This window comes from Vibrio sp. B183 (genome assembly GCF_000740665.1).
Classification (GTDB): Bacteria; Pseudomonadota; Gammaproteobacteria; order Enterobacterales; family Vibrionaceae; genus Vibrio; species Vibrio coralliilyticus.
Genome location: NZ_JPQB01000023.1, coordinates 21,595 through 40,813 on the forward strand (window position 1 = coordinate 21,595; position 19,219 = coordinate 40,813).

At 43.9% G+C, this 19,219-nt stretch carries 11 protein-coding genes; 3 read left to right on the forward strand and 8 right to left on the reverse strand.

Annotated elements, in window-relative coordinates:
* Positions 1–63: 63 nt before the first annotated feature.
* The 8 genes from pyrD to IX95_RS21545 form a co-directional block, all read right to left on the reverse strand.
* Positions 64–1,074, reverse strand: coding sequence for a quinone-dependent dihydroorotate dehydrogenase (gene pyrD, locus IX95_RS21510; protein WP_019275527.1), 1,011 nt, complete (start codon positions 1,072–1,074; stop codon positions 64–66).
* An 85-nt stretch (positions 1,075–1,159) separates the two neighbouring features.
* On the reverse strand, positions 1,160–6,001 hold the full coding sequence (locus IX95_RS21515; protein WP_038163919.1) for an NAD-glutamate dehydrogenase: 4,842 nt from the start codon (positions 5,999–6,001) through the stop codon (positions 1,160–1,162).
* A 188-nt stretch (positions 6,002–6,189) separates the two neighbouring features.
* Positions 6,190–6,408, reverse strand: a complete 219-nt coding sequence (locus IX95_RS21520) for a DUF2835 domain-containing protein (RefSeq protein ID WP_006962140.1) — start codon at positions 6,406–6,408, stop codon at positions 6,190–6,192.
* A gap of 96 nt (positions 6,409–6,504) precedes the next feature.
* A complete protein-coding gene (gene pepN / locus IX95_RS21525) occupies positions 6,505–9,111 on the reverse strand; it encodes an aminopeptidase N (RefSeq protein ID WP_038163921.1) in 2,607 nt (868 codons plus the stop codon).
* A gap of 227 nt (positions 9,112–9,338) precedes the next feature.
* Complete coding sequence (locus tag IX95_RS21530; RefSeq protein ID WP_006962138.1) at positions 9,339–10,001, reverse strand: hypothetical protein; 663 nt, start codon at positions 9,999–10,001, stop codon at positions 9,339–9,341.
* Between the two features lie 139 nt (positions 10,002–10,140).
* Positions 10,141–12,135, reverse strand: coding sequence for a carboxy terminal-processing peptidase (gene prc, locus IX95_RS21535; RefSeq protein WP_038163923.1), 1,995 nt, complete (start codon positions 12,133–12,135; stop codon positions 10,141–10,143).
* Between the two features lie 17 nt (positions 12,136–12,152).
* Positions 12,153–12,782: an RNA chaperone ProQ gene (gene proQ / locus IX95_RS21540; protein ID WP_006962136.1), complete on the reverse strand. Its 630-nt coding sequence runs from the start codon at positions 12,780–12,782 to the stop codon at positions 12,153–12,155.
* Positions 12,783–12,880: 98 nt separating this feature from the next.
* Positions 12,881–13,354: a GAF domain-containing protein gene (locus tag IX95_RS21545; protein ID WP_038163926.1), complete on the reverse strand. Its 474-nt coding sequence runs from the start codon at positions 13,352–13,354 to the stop codon at positions 12,881–12,883.
* 88 nt (positions 13,355–13,442) lie between these two features.
* Between IX95_RS21545 and IX95_RS21550 the strand changes: the two genes are divergently transcribed.
* From IX95_RS21550 to IX95_RS21560, 3 genes are read left to right on the forward strand one after another with little or no spacing between them, the layout of a single operon-like run.
* A complete protein-coding gene (locus tag IX95_RS21550) occupies positions 13,443–15,239 on the forward strand; it encodes an ABC transporter ATP-binding protein (protein ID WP_038163927.1) in 1,797 nt (598 codons plus the stop codon).
* A 33-nt stretch (positions 15,240–15,272) separates the two neighbouring features.
* On the forward strand, positions 15,273–16,544 hold the full coding sequence (locus IX95_RS21555; RefSeq protein WP_038163928.1) for a paraquat-inducible protein A: 1,272 nt from the start codon (positions 15,273–15,275) through the stop codon (positions 16,542–16,544).
* On the forward strand, positions 16,537–19,170 hold the full coding sequence (locus tag IX95_RS21560; protein WP_038163931.1) for an MlaD family protein: 2,634 nt from the start codon (positions 16,537–16,539) through the stop codon (positions 19,168–19,170). Before IX95_RS21555 ends, IX95_RS21560 begins: the two co-directional genes overlap by 8 nt.
* Positions 19,171–19,219 lie beyond the last annotated feature (49 nt).

Genomic DNA, 19,219 nt, shown 5'->3' on the forward strand with positions numbered 1-19,219 from the left:
TCCCCTCTTCAGAAACTGAGTAAATTCAAGCTTTATGTTCGTGTGACAGCGTCACCAAAGCCATCATAGGTTTTTAACAATATCTCTCACCAGCGTTGGACCATGATAGATAAAACCAGAGTAAACTTGGACAAGTTGTGCACCAGCCATCATTTTCTCTTTCGCTGCAACGTATGAGTCAATACCACCTACCCCGATGACCGGAATTTGCTCTCCCAACTCTTCATGTAAACGACGAACAACTTCGGTGCTTCGAGATTGAACCGGACGGCCACTCAACCCACCCGCTTCATTGGCATGCTTCATTCCTTCAACAACACTGCGATCCAATGTTGTATTTGTCGCAATCACGCCATCAATGCTGTTCTTCAATAAAGACTCACAGATCTGGCTGATCTCATCATCACTAAGATCCGGAGCGATCTTAAGTGCAAGTGGTACATACTTATTATGCTTCTCAGCTAGCTCGGCCTGCTTCACTTTTAACTCAGACAGAAGTTCATCCAACGCTTCACCGTACTGAAGTGAGCGTAATCCAGGAGTATTTGGTGATGAGATATTCACTGCAATGTAGCCTGCGTGCTCATACACTTTTTCCATACAAATCAGATAGTCTTCGGCACCCTTTTCAATCGGTGTATCTTTGTTCTTACCGATATTGATACCAAGCACACAATCGAAGTTGGCTTTCTTTACGTTATCAACCAGATTGTCAACACCTAAGTTGTTAAAGCCCATTCGGTTGATAATTCCTTCAGCTTCCACTAAACGAAAAAGACGCGGCTTATCGTTACCAGCTTGAGGTCTCGGTGTTACCGTGCCGACTTCAACAAAGCCAAATCCCATTGCGTCGAAAGCTTCAATACATTCGCCGTTTTTGTCCAAACCCGCCGCTAAGCCAACAGGGTTACGGAAAGTCAGGCCCATACATTCGACTGGACGATTAGGAAGTTGTTGACGATAAAGAAGATCGAGAGGAGTACCGGTGAAACGTTTGAAGTTTTGAATTGCGAGATCATGTGCCTTTTCGGCATCAAGTTGGAAAAAGCCAGTTCTGGCTAGACGGTAAAGCATTGTGCCTCCGATAGAAAAAAGCCCCGTATAAACGGGGCTGTATTATTTACTGTTTTACCGAATAATTCAACGAAATATGTGTCGATTACTCGTTAGCTGAACAGTTTAAGTTAAGCAGCATCAATTCACGTAAAGCTACAGAGAACTTAGCAAATTCATGTACTGAACCGACTTTGAACTCATTAAGGATGTTTTCCCAACGATGGAGTGAAATTTCATTATTTTCGATCCAATCGTCCAGAGCTTTCATCACGTCGAGATCTTCTGGCGCACAGCTGCAACTTAATACCTGACCTGTTAGCTGACGTTGCTGCCAATCAAGATCTTCGCGGAATGCCGCTCTTGCCAGTGCCTGCCAATGGTTGTCGACAGCCTGACCATTGATCTGTTTCAAGAACCAGTGAAGAGACAAACGATCACCCAAGTTGTAGTACAACTTAGCACTCTGCTCTACTGATTTGCCCTTTTCTCGAGATACTGTGGAAATATCCAGTACTGAGTATAGGCTAGACAAACGTGCAACGTAATTAGCAATTTCGGGACTAATACCCTGCTCAATCCATGCCTGAGCCATTTCGTTATGCTCTTCGACTTCAGATGGAACCAGCATATCGTCTAGTTTGGCTTTGATCGTTTCAACATCACCTTGGTAAAGTTCGATCAGTGCTTTCACACATTGGCGGCCAGTGCGGTTGCGTAACAACCAGCGAGATAGACGACGTAACGTTCGACGAACATAGAACATCATATCGTACTGCGCTTCCGTTGACGCTTCGTTGTCAAGTTCACGCAGTGACTTAAGCACATCACCTAAACCAAAGATTTCACGTGACGCTGCATAAGCATTTGCTATATCAACAACATGTGCTCCTGTCTCTTCTTGAAGGCGTGTCACATAGTTACAACCCATTTCGTTAACCATCTGATTTGCAAGCGCTGTTGCAATAATCTCAGCACGCAGCGGATGGTTATCCATTTGCTGCGAATAGTTACGGCGTAACTCAGTTGGGAAGTAATTAACAAGTTGCTGTGCATGGTAATCATCGTTAGCGATGTCATCATGAACTAGCTCTTCTTTCAGAACCATCTTGCCATAAGCAACTAGCACTGATAGCTCAGGGCGAGTCAATGCTTTACCTAGCTTCTCACGCTCAAGTAACGTTTCATCATCTGGGATGTATTCAAGTGCACGGTCTAGATGACCCGCTTTCTCTAAATCATGAATAAAGCGAATTTGCTCTTTCACGAGAGACGTACCCTGCTGTTCAGTCACAGAGATAGATTCAGATTGGCAGTAAGCGTCATCAAGAACAATCTCACCCACCTCATCTTCCATGGACTCAAGGATCTTATTACGCTGCTTAACCGTTAGATCGCCATTGGCTACTAAGCCATTGAGGAAGATCTTGATGTTAACTTCGTTATCCGAACAATCCACGCCACCAACGTTATCAACAAAGTCCGTGTTTACGCGGCCGCCAGTCAGAGCATACTCGATACGACCCAACTGAGTCATACCCAAGTTACCACCTTCACCGACAACTTTTGCACGTAGGTCACGTCCGTCAATACGCAGAACGTCGTTAGCACGGTCGCCCACATCAGTGTGCGTTTCGTTTGATGCTTTTACGTAGGTACCGATACCACCATTCCATAGAAGATCAACTTCCATCTTAAGCAGCATCTTGATGAGATCATTTGGTGCTAATGACGCTTTCTTGGTGCCGATCATCTTCTGAATTTCTGGTGTCAAAGCAATCGACTTCGCTCGGCGAGAGAAGATGCCACCACCTTTAGAGATCAGCTTAGCGTTGTAATCTTCCCAGCTTGAACGAGGTAACTTAAATAGACGATCACGCTCTTTCCAGCTCTTCGCTGAATCTGGGTTTGGATCAATGAAGATATGCATGTGGTTAAACGCAGCCTGTAGACGAATATGCTTAGACAGCAGCATACCGTTACCAAATACGTCACCAGCCATATCACCAACACCGATAGCAGTGAAGTCTGTAGTCTGACAGTTAATACCCATTTCGCGGAAATGACGTTTTACTGATTCCCAACCACCTTTCGCTGTAATACCCATTGCTTTGTGGTCGTAACCGTTCGAACCACCGGAAGCAAAAGCATCACCTAGCCAGAAGTTGTATTCATCAGATACAGAGTTCGCTAAATCAGAGAATGTCGCTGTACCTTTATCTGCCGCAACAACCAAATAAGGATCATCTTCATCATGGCGAACAACACTCTTCGGCGGAATCACTTCCCCTTCGATAATGTTGTCTGATACGTCTAGAAGTGCGCGAATAAAGCGTTTGTAACAACGTTGACCTTCAGCAAAGATCTCATCACGACCACTTAGAGTATGCTGACGCTTACAAACAAAGCCGCCTTTTGCACCAACCGGAACAATAACCGTATTCTTAACTTGCTGTGCTTTTACCAGACCTAAGATTTCGGTACGGAAGTCTTCTTGACGATCTGACCAACGAAGACCACCACGAGCGACTTTACCACCACGTAGGTGAACACCTTCGATATCCGGTGCATATACAAAGATCTCAAATGCAGGAACTGGCTGAGGAATTTCTGGAATGTCGCTCGGCTTCATCTTCAACGATAGCCAAGGTTTATTCTGCTTATTTACGTCTAGCTGATAGTAGTTAGTACGCAGCGTTGCACTGATCATTTCGACATAGCGACGGATGATACGATCATCATCCAAGCTTTCTACATGATCGAGTTGCTCTGTGATCTTATTAGTCAGTTCAGTCTGGCCTTTCTGACTGCCCTTAAATTTAGGATCAAAACGCTTAGCAAATAATTCAACCAAACCTTTCGCTAGTTCCGGATAATGGCTTAGCGTTTCTTCAATGTATTGTTGACTGAACGGGAAACCTACCTGACGCATGTATCGCGCGTAGGCACGAAGAATCGAAATTTCACGACCCGTCAATGAAGCACCAAGTACTAGGCGGTTGAAACCATCACTTTCCAGTTCACCTGCCCAAATTGCAGCGAACGCTTGTTGGAAACGATCACGAGCTTCACGAAGATCAACTGTCTTTTCACTCTTATGAAGCATTGAGAAGTCGAGGATCCAATACACCTGACCATTCGCTTTACGAACTTCATAAGGTGACTCACCAATCACACGTAGACCCAAGTTTTCCAACATTGGCATCACATCTGAAAGGTGAATAGGCTCATCTCGATGGTAAAGTTTCAGGCGAACTGATTTTGAATCTGAACCCAGCTCTTGCGGACGATAGAACAACATACCTAGCTTGTTGTCATCGCTAAGCGCTTCAAGACGTTCAATGTCTGCTACTGCAGAACCAGGCATGACATCTTCTTTGTACGAACGAGGGAATGCACGTAGGTACTCTTTCGATAAAGGCAGACCTTTACTTTCACCGAAGTTCGCAACAATCGCGTCAGACAGGCGATCATCCCAAGTTGAAGATGCTTCCATTAAGTTTTGCTCAATCGTTTTAACGTCTACGTCCATGTTGTTGTTATCAACACGAACAATGTAATGAGTTCGGGCTAGTGGGCTCTCTGAGAAGTAAGTTGTAAACTCGACTTCTTTGTCACAGCCGAAATATTGTTTTAGGATTCGCTGAGTCTGACGACGAAGCTCTGTGTTATAACGATCTTTCGTTACGTACACCATACAGCTGAAGAAACGACCAAACGGGTCTTTACGAACAAACAGGCGAAGCATATCGCGGTCTTGCATCTGCACCACACCCATGCCCACTTCAAGAAGTTCTTCTTCTTTCGCTTGAAGCAGTTCATCGCGAGGGTAGTTTTCAAGAATATTATGCAATGCTTTATAAGAGTACGAACCTTCACGATAGCCACTTGCGGCAAGAATACGTTCAACTTTTTCACGAATTAGCGGAATGCTTTCGACACTCTGGTTGTAAACAGCGGAGGTATAAAGACCAGTGAAACGGTGCTCACCGACAACTTTGCCGTCTTTATCAAATTTCTTAATACCGATGTAATCGGTATAAGCTGGGCGGTGAATACGTGAAGGCGTGTTGCCTTTAGTCATGATTAGCAAGAATGGCTTCTTCGCTTCCAGACGTGCAGAGTCAGGAAAGTCAGAAAGCTTCACACTACGCACACGATTGCGATTGCCGAATAGTCCTAGGCCTTTGTCCGCTGTTGGGCGAAGTTCAGTATCACCGTCAACATTGACGAGATCGTATTCTTTGTAGCCCATGAATGTGAAGTTGTGATCACCTAACCAACGCAGAAACTTGATCGTCTCCTCGTAACGATCGCGTTCGACTTCTACCTTACCTTCTTGCGCTTCAACTTGATTCGTTACTTCTTCCAGTTTTTCAACCATCAGTAACCAGTCTTGCACCACTAAAGCAGTATCAGTCAGGATTTTAAGTAGCTCTTCTTTTAGAGAGCTCATCATCTCTTTCGCGCTCAAGCGGTCAACTTCAACATGGAATAACGACTGAAGTACGCCTTCACCTTCATTGATACTGGTAATTTCACCTTTTTTATTGCGTTCAATCTGTGTAGGGCCATGAAGCATAAGGTGAGAAGCTAAGTCTAAACGGCTAAGTGCCATTTTTACCGAGTCAACAAGGAAAGGACTGTCAGGAACGACGATTTCTACAATGGTGTGTGTGGATTGCCATCCTTGACGGCTAACGGTCGGGTTAAAAACTCGGACCGATACATCATCTGCTTTTTTCTCATTAATATGGTGCCAAAGGCTGACTACGGCGCCATATAAATCAGATTCGTTTCGTTCGACTAGGTCGTCTTGAGATATGTTATTGAATAAATGCTGAGCAAGTTGAGTGACTAAAGGTTGATGAGCAAGCTCGAGTTTGTCTTGAATCAGTTTGTAGACCTTTTCAAGCAGAACCGGCATCAGAGTTTCACGCGCGGTCATAATCACACTCCACAATTAGAATTGTATATATTTTTGGGGGATGTTGTAAGCATAGTGCTTAACACGGGTAATGCCGCTTTATTGTAAAAGCTTTATTGATAAATAGTTAATTCTTTTAGGAGTGGTAGGAGGTGAAATGTTCGATAATGTGACTAAGGCACTATTTAAACTCCTATAAAATCAGTTGCTCACAGAACTTCTAACTTAAGAAACTTGTTATTTTGGTCAGTTGTTAAACGAAAACGCCCCTTAAGGCCAATTTGACTAAGAAAAGGTCTGAATCTTGATGCAGGCAATTGTAGGCGTAAACCATTGTCTGTCACCACTAAAACGTTGCTCGCCGCACCATTGTAATGAGCGAGAAAAGATTGATAAGAGATGTTGAGTGAAAAGTAGTACTGATTCATTTTCTTTGATTAAAAAAGTAACGATTTTACCAAGCGCAGGAAAGAACTGTATAAATAAACAGTAGCACTATAAAGTGCTACTGTTTCGCTCAGCGATTAGGCTTCCAGAGCTTTGTTAACCTTCTCAAATAGGTCTTTTGCTAAGTTGTCCATCGATTTGAGTGCTTCAAGCTCTGCTTTAATTAGCGCTTGACGCTCTTCATCGTATTTACGGAACTTGAGCAATGGATCAATCAGGCGCGAAGCGACTTGTGGGTTACTGCTGTTCAGTTCTTTCAGAATCTCACCTGCGAACTTGTAGCCCTCACCTGACTTAGCGTGGAACCGCACTGGGTTCATATTCAGGAAAGATCCAACGAGGCTACGAGTTCGGTTCGGGTTTTTCAAACTGAACGCTTCATGACTCATCGTATTCTTGATTACATCCAAGACATTATCTGCCGGGTTAGTACCCTGCAGCGCAAACCACTTGTCCATAACCAGGCCATCATGTTTCCACTTATCACTGTAGTCTGACATCAGTGTTTCACGGCATGCTAGTTGCGCACTATTCGCGGCACTCATTGCTGCAATGGTGTCTGTCATGTTGTTCGCATCGAAATACTGCTTCTCTGCTAACTCATTACCTTGTTCCGTGTATGCTAGGTAAGCTAAAGCAGTGTTACGTAAAGAGCGCTTACCGATCGCTGGGTGATCGATTGTGTATTCAACCTGCTTCAAACTGTGATAAAGCGCGCCAAACTCATCTTCTAGCTCAGCAGCCAGCTTCACTTTGATAGATTTAAGCACTTTAGCAACGGCATCAACATCCACTTGTTTATACCAGCCGGATACTTCATTGTGGTTTGGCAATGCCATCATCTCGGCAATAAATGCTGGTTCAAGCTTGTCTGACAATAAGACACCTCGGAAGGCATCAATCAGCGCTGGAGACAGTTCAACATCTTGACCGTTTTGCACTGCTTCAACGTTACTACGAATGTATTTTGCTAACAGCATTTGACCAGCATCCCAACGAGCAAATTCGTTACGCGCATGCACCATCAGGAAAATCAGTTCTTCATCGCTGTAATCGTACTCGAGAACAACTGGAGCAGAGAACTCACGTAGCAAAGACGGTACTGGTTGCTCAGATACGTTTTCGAACACGAAGGTTTGCTCCGCTTCGGTAACGTTAAGAACACTTTCAACTTTTTTACCGTTACATTGTAACTCGATGACATCACCATTTTCCGCGTACAACTCAACATCAAATGGAATATGCAGCGGCTGCTTTTCTTGTTGCTCATGAGTCGGTTCAGTACGTTGAGAAACCGTCAGCGAATACGTTTGTGCCGCTGAATCATACTCACTTGTAACGGATACCGTTGGTGTACCTGATTGGCTGTACCATAGGCGGAATTGTTTCAGGTCAACACCTGATGCTTCTTCCATAGCCGTGACAAAATCTTCACAGGTTGCCGCCGTGCCATCATGACGCTCAAAGTAGAGCTTCATACCCTTCTGGAAACCTTCTTCTCCCAGCAGTGTATGCATCATTCGGATAACTTCACTGCCCTTTTCGTATACCGTTAAAGTATAGAAGTTGTTCATTTCTATAACTTTTTCAGGACGAATTGGATGTGACATAGGGCTTGCATCTTCTGCGAATTGTGGACCACGAATAATTCGTACGTTGTTAATACGATTCACAGCTCTAGAGCCTAAGTCCGATGAAAATTCTTGATCACGGAATACAGTAAGGCCTTCTTTCAGGCTCAATTGGAACCAGTCTCGACAAGTAACTCGGTTGCCTGTCCAGTTGTGAAAGTACTCATGACCAATAACCGCTTCGATACCTAAGTAGTCAGTATCTGTTGCCGTTTGTTCATTAGCCAAAACAAATTTAGAGTTAAAGATGTTAAGACCTTTGTTTTCCATTGCGCCCATGTTGAAGAAATCAACCGCAACAATCATATAGATATCAAGGTCATACTCTAGACCAAAGCGGTCTTCATCCCACTTCATTGAGTTGATAAGAGACTTCATTGCATGAGGCGCTCGATCGAGGTTGCCTTTATCGACAAAGATTTCTAATGCCACATCACGACCAGATTTAGTCACATACTTATCACGAAGGACATCAAAATCCCCAGCAACCAATGCAAATAGATACGCAGGCTTAGGATGCGGATCTTGCCACTGGACCCAATGACGGCCACCTTCCAGCTCTCCTTCTGCAATACGGTTACCATTGCTCAAGAGGAATGGATAAGCCGCTTTGTCTGCGATCACTTTTGTTGTGTATTTCGCTAATACATCTGGGCGATCCATGTAATAAGTAATTCGACGGAAACCTTCCGCTTCACATTGAGTACAGAAAGCGCCACCAGATTTATACAAACCTTCCAAAGCCGTGTTTTCTTCGGGATTAATTTCAGTGACGATTTTCAGTTCGAACGCTTCAGGTAGTGCGGAAATCTCTAGCGCACCTTCCTTTTCTTCAAACCTTGTCCAAGCCTCACCGTTAACAGAGACACTAACCAGCTTAAGGCTTTCACCTTCCAATTGAAGCGTTGTGTCATCTTTTAGCTGCTTAACTTGAGAAACCGCCGTTACGATTGTCGCGGTATCATGGAGATCGAAAGTTAAGTCGATGTCTGAAATAGTATGGGATGGTGAAGTATAATCTTTGCGATATTTGGCTTGAGGTGTTTGAGCCATGTCGAAATCCTTCTGACTAGATGTAATACATTGTGCTTGTGTCTATTCGAGACACTTATTGAATATGTTGTTATTTGCAAACGCTGATAATTTTATTTTGAGCTAGCTTAACCCCAGACAATTAAAAAAACGAGGTATTATGTCTAAATACCTCGCTTTTACCCTACTGTGGCGAATAAGTTCAAACTATACGTCTAAATACTCACCTATATTTGTTGAATGTTGCATCACCTTACCCGGTTCAGCACGGCGTAGAGTGCTCCTTCTTCCATTTCCAGAGTGAGAATATCGCTGTTCAAGCTGTATCTTGTTTCATGTTCACCATTTTCATAGAGCAGCACCAAATGCTCTCCTTCGGTGTAGTACACACCTTTATGGATAGCTTCGTCGCCTTCTTCGTTACTCACTCTAAACATAAATACGAAGTCAGGTTGCAAAATCAAATCCATCCGCTGAACTTCACTGGCTACCATTTCATGTCCACTCAACTGAGCACTTGACCACATACCCGCAAGTGCGTTGGATAACGCTTTTGTAAACACCACACCGTTGAGATTCAACATATTGTGATTACTGCTGTAATTGTAAATTTGCGGTTCAGAGGTATTCAAACCGAGAATTAATGTATCTTCATTCGCGGCGTAAAGTCCCTCCCAGTGATCCACCGAATAATCGCGTTTTTGAATGTCGATCTTGAAGCTATAGTTGGAGTCGAGGCTGAGTTTGATGGCTAAAAAATTCTCTTCAGATTGCTCAGGATTTGGGTTAACCAAATACCAGTCACCGAGCAGGAATGGCTGGTCGAATTGAGTTAAATCGCTGTTATCTCTGGTTTCACTCGCGAACACAGAAACGCTAAAACAAGTCAGTAGAATTCCAATCCATCTCATAGCGCACCCCTCACTCTTTTCTTTAAGCTTAGGAGCCGAAATCTGATTAAGCGAAATTTTTTGATCTATATCACGTTAATTATTGATATAAAAAAAGCGAGCCGTTAATTGGCTCGCTTTTTATTTCCTTTATTTTCAGCTATTTAAGCATATCAACCATGATAGCTACGGATTCATCTAGATAGGCATCTGGAGCTTCGTAGTCTTTTGGCACATCATCGAGAGATTCAAATGCTTTCTCTCCGTGAGATTTTTGTCTCAGATTGATACGAGCTAAGCGATCGTCATCCGCCTTATCACTTTCCTCTTTGCGAACTTTTTCGTTAAGAGATAGTGAGTTATCGTCCTTCTCAGCTTTATACTTTTCGATATCTTCAGCAATAAACTGGAATTCCAGATCGTTAGCGATTCTGGCTTGGTGCTCGCTATTAAGCTTGTTGATCAGTTTTTCGTTACGCTGTAACACTTCATATTTTGCTTTATCAATACTATCCCAAGGCAGTGCATTATCTTCAACACTCTCGCCTGTTTCGCTAGGCTCAATTGGCGTTGGGTAAGCAATGTCAGGTGCAACACCTTTATTTTGCGTACTGCCACCATCGATACGATAAAACTTCTGAATTGTGTACTGAACGTAACCTAACTCTTTATCAAATAAATCATAGATATGATTTAACGAACGGTGTTGCTGAACCGTACCTTTACCAAAAGAGTTTTCGCCAAGAATAATCGCGCGGCCATAGTCCTGCATAGCAGCAGCGAAGATTTCTGAAGCTGATGCACTGTAGCGGTTAATCAATACCGTCATCGGACCGTCGTAGCTGATCTTGCCGTCGGTATCACTATTTACATTGACCCGACCGTAGCTATCACGAACTTGAACTACTGGCCCGCTAGTAATAAAGAGACCAGATAGAGCCGTAGCTTCTGTTAACGCACCACCACCATTGTTACGCAAGTCAACAATAATGCCATCTACGCCTTGGTCTTTCAGGTCGGTAATCAACTTATCTGTATCTTTTGCAAGACCAACGTAAAAGCTTGGTACTTCCAATACGCCAATCTTCTTACCATCTTTTTCAATGACTTCAGATTTCACTGCGCGGTCTTCAAGACGAATTTTGTCTCGAATAATGGTGATGACTTCCGCTTTCGCATCTTTACCTTCAGGCAAGATTTGTAGATTGACCTTGGTCCCTTTCGGGCCTTTAATCAACTGAACGACATCATCTAGTCGCCAGCCGATTACATCAACAATATCTTCACCGTCTTGGCCGACACCAATAATGCGATCACCTTCAGCTAATTGCTTACTCTTAGATGCAGGGCCACCAGCGACCAATGAGCGAATTACAGTGTAATCGTCTGTCATTTGAAGTACGGCACCAATACCTTCCAGTGAAAGGTTCATTTCCGTCTGGAATTGATCAGCACTTCTCGGTGATAAATAGCTGGTGTGCGGGTCCACTTCACGGGCAAACGCATTCATGTACAGTTGGAATGCATCTTCATTGTGAGTTTGACTCAGACGTTTCAAGGCATTGTTATAACGCTTGCCTAAGACGTCTTTGATCTCTTCCCAATCTTTACCCGTCAGTTTGAGGTTCAGCGCATCATATTTAACACGCTTTCTCCAAAGTTCATCCAACTCCGCCGTATCTTTTGGCCAAGCCGCTTCACTTCGGTCGAGCTCAATACTTTCATCAGTATCAAACTTCATTTCTTTATCAAGCAAAGACAGTGCATAGACAAATCGTTCGTAGCGGCGCTTCATCGACAAGTTGTAAATATCAAAAGCAATCTGGTTATCACCGGACTTTAGCTGGTCATCGATACCAGCAGCCCACTTGTTAAATGAGTCGATATCGGCTTGCGTGAAAACGTTACGATTGAAATCGAGAGACTCTACATAACGTTGGAATATCGCCTGAGAGAATTGATCGTTGAGTGTGAAGTGCTTGTAGTGAGAACGAGTGAAGCGTGAGGTAACGCGTTTACTTGCTGTCGCATGTTGGGCTTCAGGAGCTAAGACGGGTAAGTCTTCGAGAGTAATTTTCGCTTCAAGAGCGTTTGCTGACGAAGCTGCCAGCCAGAGGCTAGCAGCAATCAGCGACAATTTTGAACGGCATTTCATGCGTAGGAGTATCTCCTTTATGCGCGCAGGTGCTCCGCTTTCACAACCATTTGCAGGCCGTTAGACAGTTGAACACGCACATCTTCCTTATTGATTTCAACGATAGTCGCAGCCATGTTTCCTTTGCCCATATTTACGTTTACTTGATTACCGATTGTAATTTCATCAGCATTCAGAGCGCGCGTTTCTACTGGCTTGCTGGCTTTCTGTGCTTTGTTTTGTTGTGGGCGACGGCTTTGTGGCTTTTTGTTAGCCGGCTTAGCTTTCGCTTTACCTTCTTCACGAGCTTTTTGAGCTTGCTCTTTACGACGAGCTTGCACTTTAGCCTTGCTTTCAGCTAGCGCTGTTTTTGCGTGTTCAACATGCTCTTCTTCCAGATCACCTGCTGAGTTGCCATCTAGGTCAACACGAGTCGCACCCGGCTTAACACCGTGTAGGTAACGCCATGAAGAAGTGTATTGTCTTAACGCTGCACGAAGCTGAGTTTTACTCACTTTTGGATCGTCGCTTAGACGTTCCGCAAGATCTTGAAAAATACCAATTTTAAGTGGTTTTGCTTCACCTTCTAAAGTAAAGCACTTAGGGAAACATTCAGCAATATATGCAATCACTTCTTTGCTGTTTTTTAACTTTTCAGTGTTTTCCATGAGGAGTCCTGGTTAGTGCGGCTTGTCCGCGAGCATTAAGATAAATATTTCAGGTATTATAGTGACCTGCAAGCGAAAAACCACACTCAATATGGAAATTATGCACTGATAGCGTGTGAATTAAACAGCTTTTCCACTTCGCTCATCAAAAACGTCAAACCTTCTTCATCTATTTCACTAAATCGACCCACTTTCGGGCTGTCAATATCGAGTACACCTACAATTTGGCCATTAATGCTAAATGGAATGACGATCTCGGAATTACTGGCGGCATCGCACGCGATATGTCCTTCAAACTGATGGACGTCGTAAACACGTTGCACCTTATTGGTTGCCACGGCTGTTCCACATACACCACGACCAACAGGAATTCTCACGCACGCAGGTTGCCCCTGAAATGGACCAAGAACCAGTTCCCCTTCTTTCATTAGATAGAAACCCACCCAATTAAGTTCCTCAAGCTCCATATTTAAAAGAGCACTTAGGTTCGACAAATTGGCGATAAGGTCTTTTTCTGACTCTAAAAGTGCAACAGCTTGCTTGGTTAAGCGGTGGTAATGTTCTATTTTCATATTGACTTCCATTTGAAAATTAGAGACTTCCATCATGAATCAACGTACAATCGTCCGTAAACTCTAAATAGTAAGCATTCTCATTATAATGTCTGATAACCCCAACACTATTAGCCGTTCTTGGCTGATAACTCAAGTAAAAAAGCACAAGTCAAAACTTGTTCTCGCCAACATCATCGCGCTTTTCGCAACACTCGTCAGTGTACCTATCCCTCTTTTAATGCCTTTAATGGTCGATGAAGTCCTGCTTGATAAGCCTGCAACGGGCCTTGAGTTAATGGATAAAGTGTTGCCTGTTTCAATGCAGACACCAACCGGCTATATATTCCTTACCCTGCTTCTCGTCGTTCTGATGCGAACCGTGAGCCAAGGTTTAAATATCCTGCAGGGACGCCAGTTTACTCTCGTATCCAAAACGATCACGTATCAGATGCGCAGCAAGATGATCGACAAATTAGGTCGTATCAGTATCAGACAATACGAAACGCGTGGAAGCGGAGGTATCAATGCTCACTTGATTACCGATGTAGAAACCATTGACCAGTTCATCGGTACAACACTCAGTAAATTCCTCATTAGTTTGTTAACGGTCATCGGTACAGCTGGTGTTCTACTTTGGTTGGAGTGGCGTCTCGGCTTATTCATCCTTTTGGTCAATCCTATTGTTATTTACTTCTCTCGAAAGCTGGGCAGTAAAGTAAAACATCTTAAAAAACGCGAGAACCAATCTTTTGAGCGATTCCAAAATCGTCTTGTTGAAACCTTAGACGGCATCTACCAGCTGCGTGCAGCCAATCGTGAACGAGAATTTCTTAGCGAATTAAAGCAACAGGCCAACCAGGTTCGTGTAGACGCTGATAAATACGCGTGGCAATCCGAAGCCGCTGGACGAGTCTCTTTTCTTCTATTCCTGCTTGGTTTTGAATTGTTCCGTGCTGTTGCCATGTTAATGGTCTTGTTCAGTGACTTAACCATCGGTCAAATATTTGCTGTCTTTGGCTACCTATGGTTTATGTTGGGCCCAGTGCAAGAGTTACTTGGTATTCAGTTTTCTTGGTACAGCGCAAAAGCGGCAATGGGACGTATCAATGCCCTACTCGACTTGGAAGAAGAGCACCGCCCACTTAGTAAAATCAACCCGTTTACAACGGACAGAGAAGTCGACGTCAAGATTGAAAACATTGATTTTTCTTATAATGAAGAAAGCAAAGTACTCGATAATCTAAACTTGAATATTCCAGCTGGAAAGAAAGTTGCATTGGTTGGAGCAAGTGGTGGCGGAAAATCGACGCTCATCCAGTTGCTCATTGGTGTATATCGACAGGATTCAGGTATCATTCGTTTCAATGGTGAGACAACAGATGATATCAGTTATGACGTAATACGTGATCAAATTGCCGTTGTATTACAACAACCTATACTATTCAATGACAGTTTAAGGCATAATCTGACGCTCGGCTCTGACTATGACGATTTGCAATTATGGCGAGCGCTTGAAATTGCTCAAATGCAGGATGTCATAAGTCAGTTAAGTGACGGTTTAAATACACAAATTGGCCGAAACGGCATTCGATTGTCCGGCGGCCAAAGGCAGCGACTTGCTATTGCAAGAATGGTTCTTAGCGATCCTAAGTTTGTCATTCTGGATGAAGCAACGTCTGCGTTAGATACGGCGACAGAAGCAGCACTGCATAAAGCACTGACAGAGTTTTTAGATGGGCGTACAACTTTAATCGTTGCTCATCGACTGTCTGCAGTTAAACAGGCTGATTTGATCTACGTTTTAGAAGATGGACAAGTAACACAGGCAGGGACTCATGTTGAGTTGGTTAAACAAGAAGGTTTATACCAGACGCTTTATGGAAGCGTTCAATCGCACGCCTGAGATCCTGCTATTGCTTAAGTTTCGGAGGGCAATATGAGCCCTCCTAAATTAACGTCTCACCTTTCTGAAGCTTCACATGTAAGACTATGTCATGGGTGTGAACTCCCAATAGATACTGTCAGTGTCGAGCGAGGCAAAAGCGCTTATTGTCCACGATGTGGAAGCAAGTTATATCGTGGAGGTACACCTTCATTATCCGGTAACCTAGCCATTGCGATTACTTGTCTATTGCTCTTCATACCTTCTCATTTCTTTGACTTTATTAGTATTCGCCTATTTGGCGTCATGATTCCAGCGACCTTACCTTCTGGCGTTTTCACGCTATTTGATGAAGGTTTTGTTTTCCTATCTTTATTAATTATCTTTTGCAGCTCCATCGCTCCTTTACTAGTCAGCGGTTCGGTCCTAACTGCTCACGCTGCATTAAAACAACGTAATTTTCCGTTACTCAAATATTCGCTTTATACGATTCAACACCTCAAAAACTGGGTGATGATTGATGTATTTCTCGTTAGTGTCGCTATTTCCTGCTTTAAGTTGCAGGACTATTCTGACATATACGTGGGCGTCGGTTTATATGGTTTGGTCCTGTTACAGATCGCGACAGTCATGCTTGTAACACGAGTGAGTGTACGTCGCTATTGGGAAGCGTACGAGTCTGAACGTTCTTATCATTTCAAAGAAAAACAACTCCACTGCCACCATTGTCATCTTTCTCAGCCAGAAGGAACTGAGTGTGTTCGATGCCATAAACCCATTTATCATCGAAAGCCTCGTTCCGTACAAATAACTTGGGCTTATCTTGTTGCCGCTACGATTGCCATTTTTCCGGCAAACCTCATCCCAATATCGATTCTAATTACTAATGGACAAAGGCTTGAAGACACCATTTTTTCCGGTGTTGCATCACTGGTAAAGAATGGTATGCCAGGCATTGCGGTCATTATATTTGTAGCGAGTATTGTCGTTCCCGTCGCCAAAATCATCGGTTTGGCGTACTTATTGCTCGCGATCCAATTCAAGCGCAAAGTATTTCATCGTCAGAGAATGATCATCTATTTTGTTATTAAATGGATAGGGCGTTGGTCCATGATGGATTTGTTTGTAATTTCTATCATGATGACGTTAGTCGATCGCGGCCAGATACTCGACTTTACTCCAGGGTATGGGGCGGTTGCGTTTGGAATCGTTGTTGTATTGACTATGCTGGCGGCAGAGAGTATTGACCCAAGACTGTTGTGGGACAATTACCCAGATTCAGCTAAGAGCAAATCAGAGAAAAGAGAAGAACCTTTAAATGACTAATTCATCTTCTAATCAGCCTTCTTACTCACCGGACGTTAAGCGCAATAAAGGCGTGTCACCGCTGTGGTTATTACCCGTATTGACCATGGTGCTCGCAGGTTGGTTAGTTATTAAGGCGATTAACGACGCCGGTCAGCGAATTCAGATCTACTTCTCTGACGCTCAGGGCTTAGTTGCAGGTCGAACGACCATTCGCTATCAGGGTCTCGAAGTCGGCATGGTACGTGATATTAATTTGGCTGAAGATCTTGAGAGTATTTACGTCGAAGCAGATATCTACCCAGAAGCGGCCAAATTACTTTCAAAGGAAACCCGCTTCTGGATGGTAAAACCGACCGCTAGCCTTTCAGGAATTTCGGGGTTAGACGCTCTGGTTTCAGGTAACTACATTGCAATCCAACCTAGTGATAACCCAGCAGAACCTGAAACAAAGTTTACTGCGCTTGAACTAGCGCCTTCAGACATTCTCGCCAATGAAGGCTTGAACATCACCCTCCGAGCAGAAGATCTAGGCGGCATTTCTGTTGGCTCGCAAATAGTCTATCGTAAGATTCCAATTGGTGAAGTCTATAGCTATCAACTTGACGGCCAAGGTAAAAATGTCCTCATTCAAGCCTCAATTCACGATGAATACCGAAAGGTCATTACCGACGAAAGTCGGTTCTGGAATGTCAGCGGTATCGGCGCCAATATTGGCTTTGAAGGGGTTGATGTCAGATTAGAGAGTTTAAGTGCCCTGATTGGGGGTTCCATTGCCGTCGATTCGCCAGACGGCGGTGAACCCGTTGCCGATAATACTCGGTTTAAACTCTACCCAGATCTAAAAACCGCGGGGCGTGGTATACCAATTAAAATCACCCTGCCAGATGATAATCAAATCAGTCCGACTGGTGCCCCTATCATGTATCGAGGGATCGAAATCGGTCAGATCACTGATTTACAGCTCAGTAATGGGCGAAAAGAGATTGTCGCCTCAGCCGCCATTCAGCCAGCTTTTTCAGACATGCTAACGAGCGGCAGCAATTTTATCCTCGAAGAAGCAAAAGTCTCTCTCTCTGGTGTGGAAAATCTAACAAACTTGGTGAAAGGTAATTTCCTTACCCTAGTTCCTGGAAAAGGCGATCGCTCTCGCTATTTCTCCGCCATTCGCAAAGAACAGTTTAATAAACAACAAGCTAAATCTGTGGCTCTGACTCTGATTGCTGACAATTCTTTCGGACTTGGTGCTGGTGCTAATGTACTATACCGAGGCATCACCGTTGGTGAAGTAACGAAAGTATTGCTCAAAGGTGAGAAGGTAAACTTGGACGTTCTGGTGGATAAAACCTACGCCGAGCTAATTAAGTCACAGAACCGATTCTTCGTCACAGGTAGCGCCACCGCTGAGCTCACTGAATCTGGACTGAACATCAACGTCCCGCCAGCACAGCAGCTTCTTACAGGTTCTATCAGTTTTGTTAGCGAAGGTTCTGACAACCCTAGAGAGCAATACACATTGTATCCAAGTAAGTCCCTAGCGGAATTGGCGAAATACAATATGTCTGGCTCAGAAAGTATTACGCTGTTTGCTAACGAGCTTCCCTCTATCAGCAAAGGTAGCCCACTACTTTATCGTAACCTGCAAGTGGGTAGCATTTCCGATTTCCACCTTGTTGATGGTGGCGTGATCATTACCGCGAGTATTGAAAACCAATACAAACACCTTGTCACTGAACAGACTGTGTTTTGGAACCGTTCCGGCGTTGAAGTGGATGCTACTCTAGCTGGTATCAGTGTTAAGGCTGCGCCTTTGAAATCACTCATTCAAGGCGGTATCGCTTTCGATTCTTTGCCGGGTGTCGAAAACAAACAAAATGATAAATGGCTGCTCTATCAAGATTTCAAAACTGCGCGAAAGTTTGGCCATGTCATTACGCTCAATGCTGAGGGTGAGAACAATATTACCAAAGGAACAGCGGTAAAATATAACGGTGTACAAGTGGGTGAAGTCACCCTTGTTATACCTGATTTTAAGCGTGAGCGTGTTGAAATTAAACTGCGAGTGCTGCCTGAGTATGCAGACAAGCTAGCAACCGAAGGTAGCTACTTCTGGGTTGCTCAGGCGACTGTTGGCTTGAATGGCGTGAAGAATCTTCAAAACCTTCTCACTCAAACTATTAACGTAGTCCCTGGGGAAGGTAAAGCTCAGCATACTTTCCATCTTAATAAAGAAGAGAGAGATAATCAGGGGGTGTCCTTCACCCTACAAAGCGAGTCTCGTGGCTCCGTCGCTAAAGGCACACCTGTACTCTATAGAGAAATTGAAGTGGGTAAAGTGACTAATGTGGAACTCGGAGAGTTTGCTGATCGCGTTGTCTCGACCATCTCTATCCAACCTAAATACGCTTATCTTGTAAGACAAAATAGCATTTTCTGGAACACTTCAGGTGTCGATGTTTCCATCGGTTTGGGTGGCGCCAACATCAAAGCAGGAACCATAGACAGTATTGTGAGAGGCGGAATCACCTTTTCAACTCCTGAGAACAGTCAGCTTCAGCCTATAGCCCAGCCTGGTCAGTCTTTCTTCCTCTATCCAACACCAGAGGAGAGTTGGAAGACATGGCGCACCGCTATTCCGAAACCATAAATAACATTAGGCTTTCAAACGCAGCGATTTCGCTGCGTTTTGTTTTTCA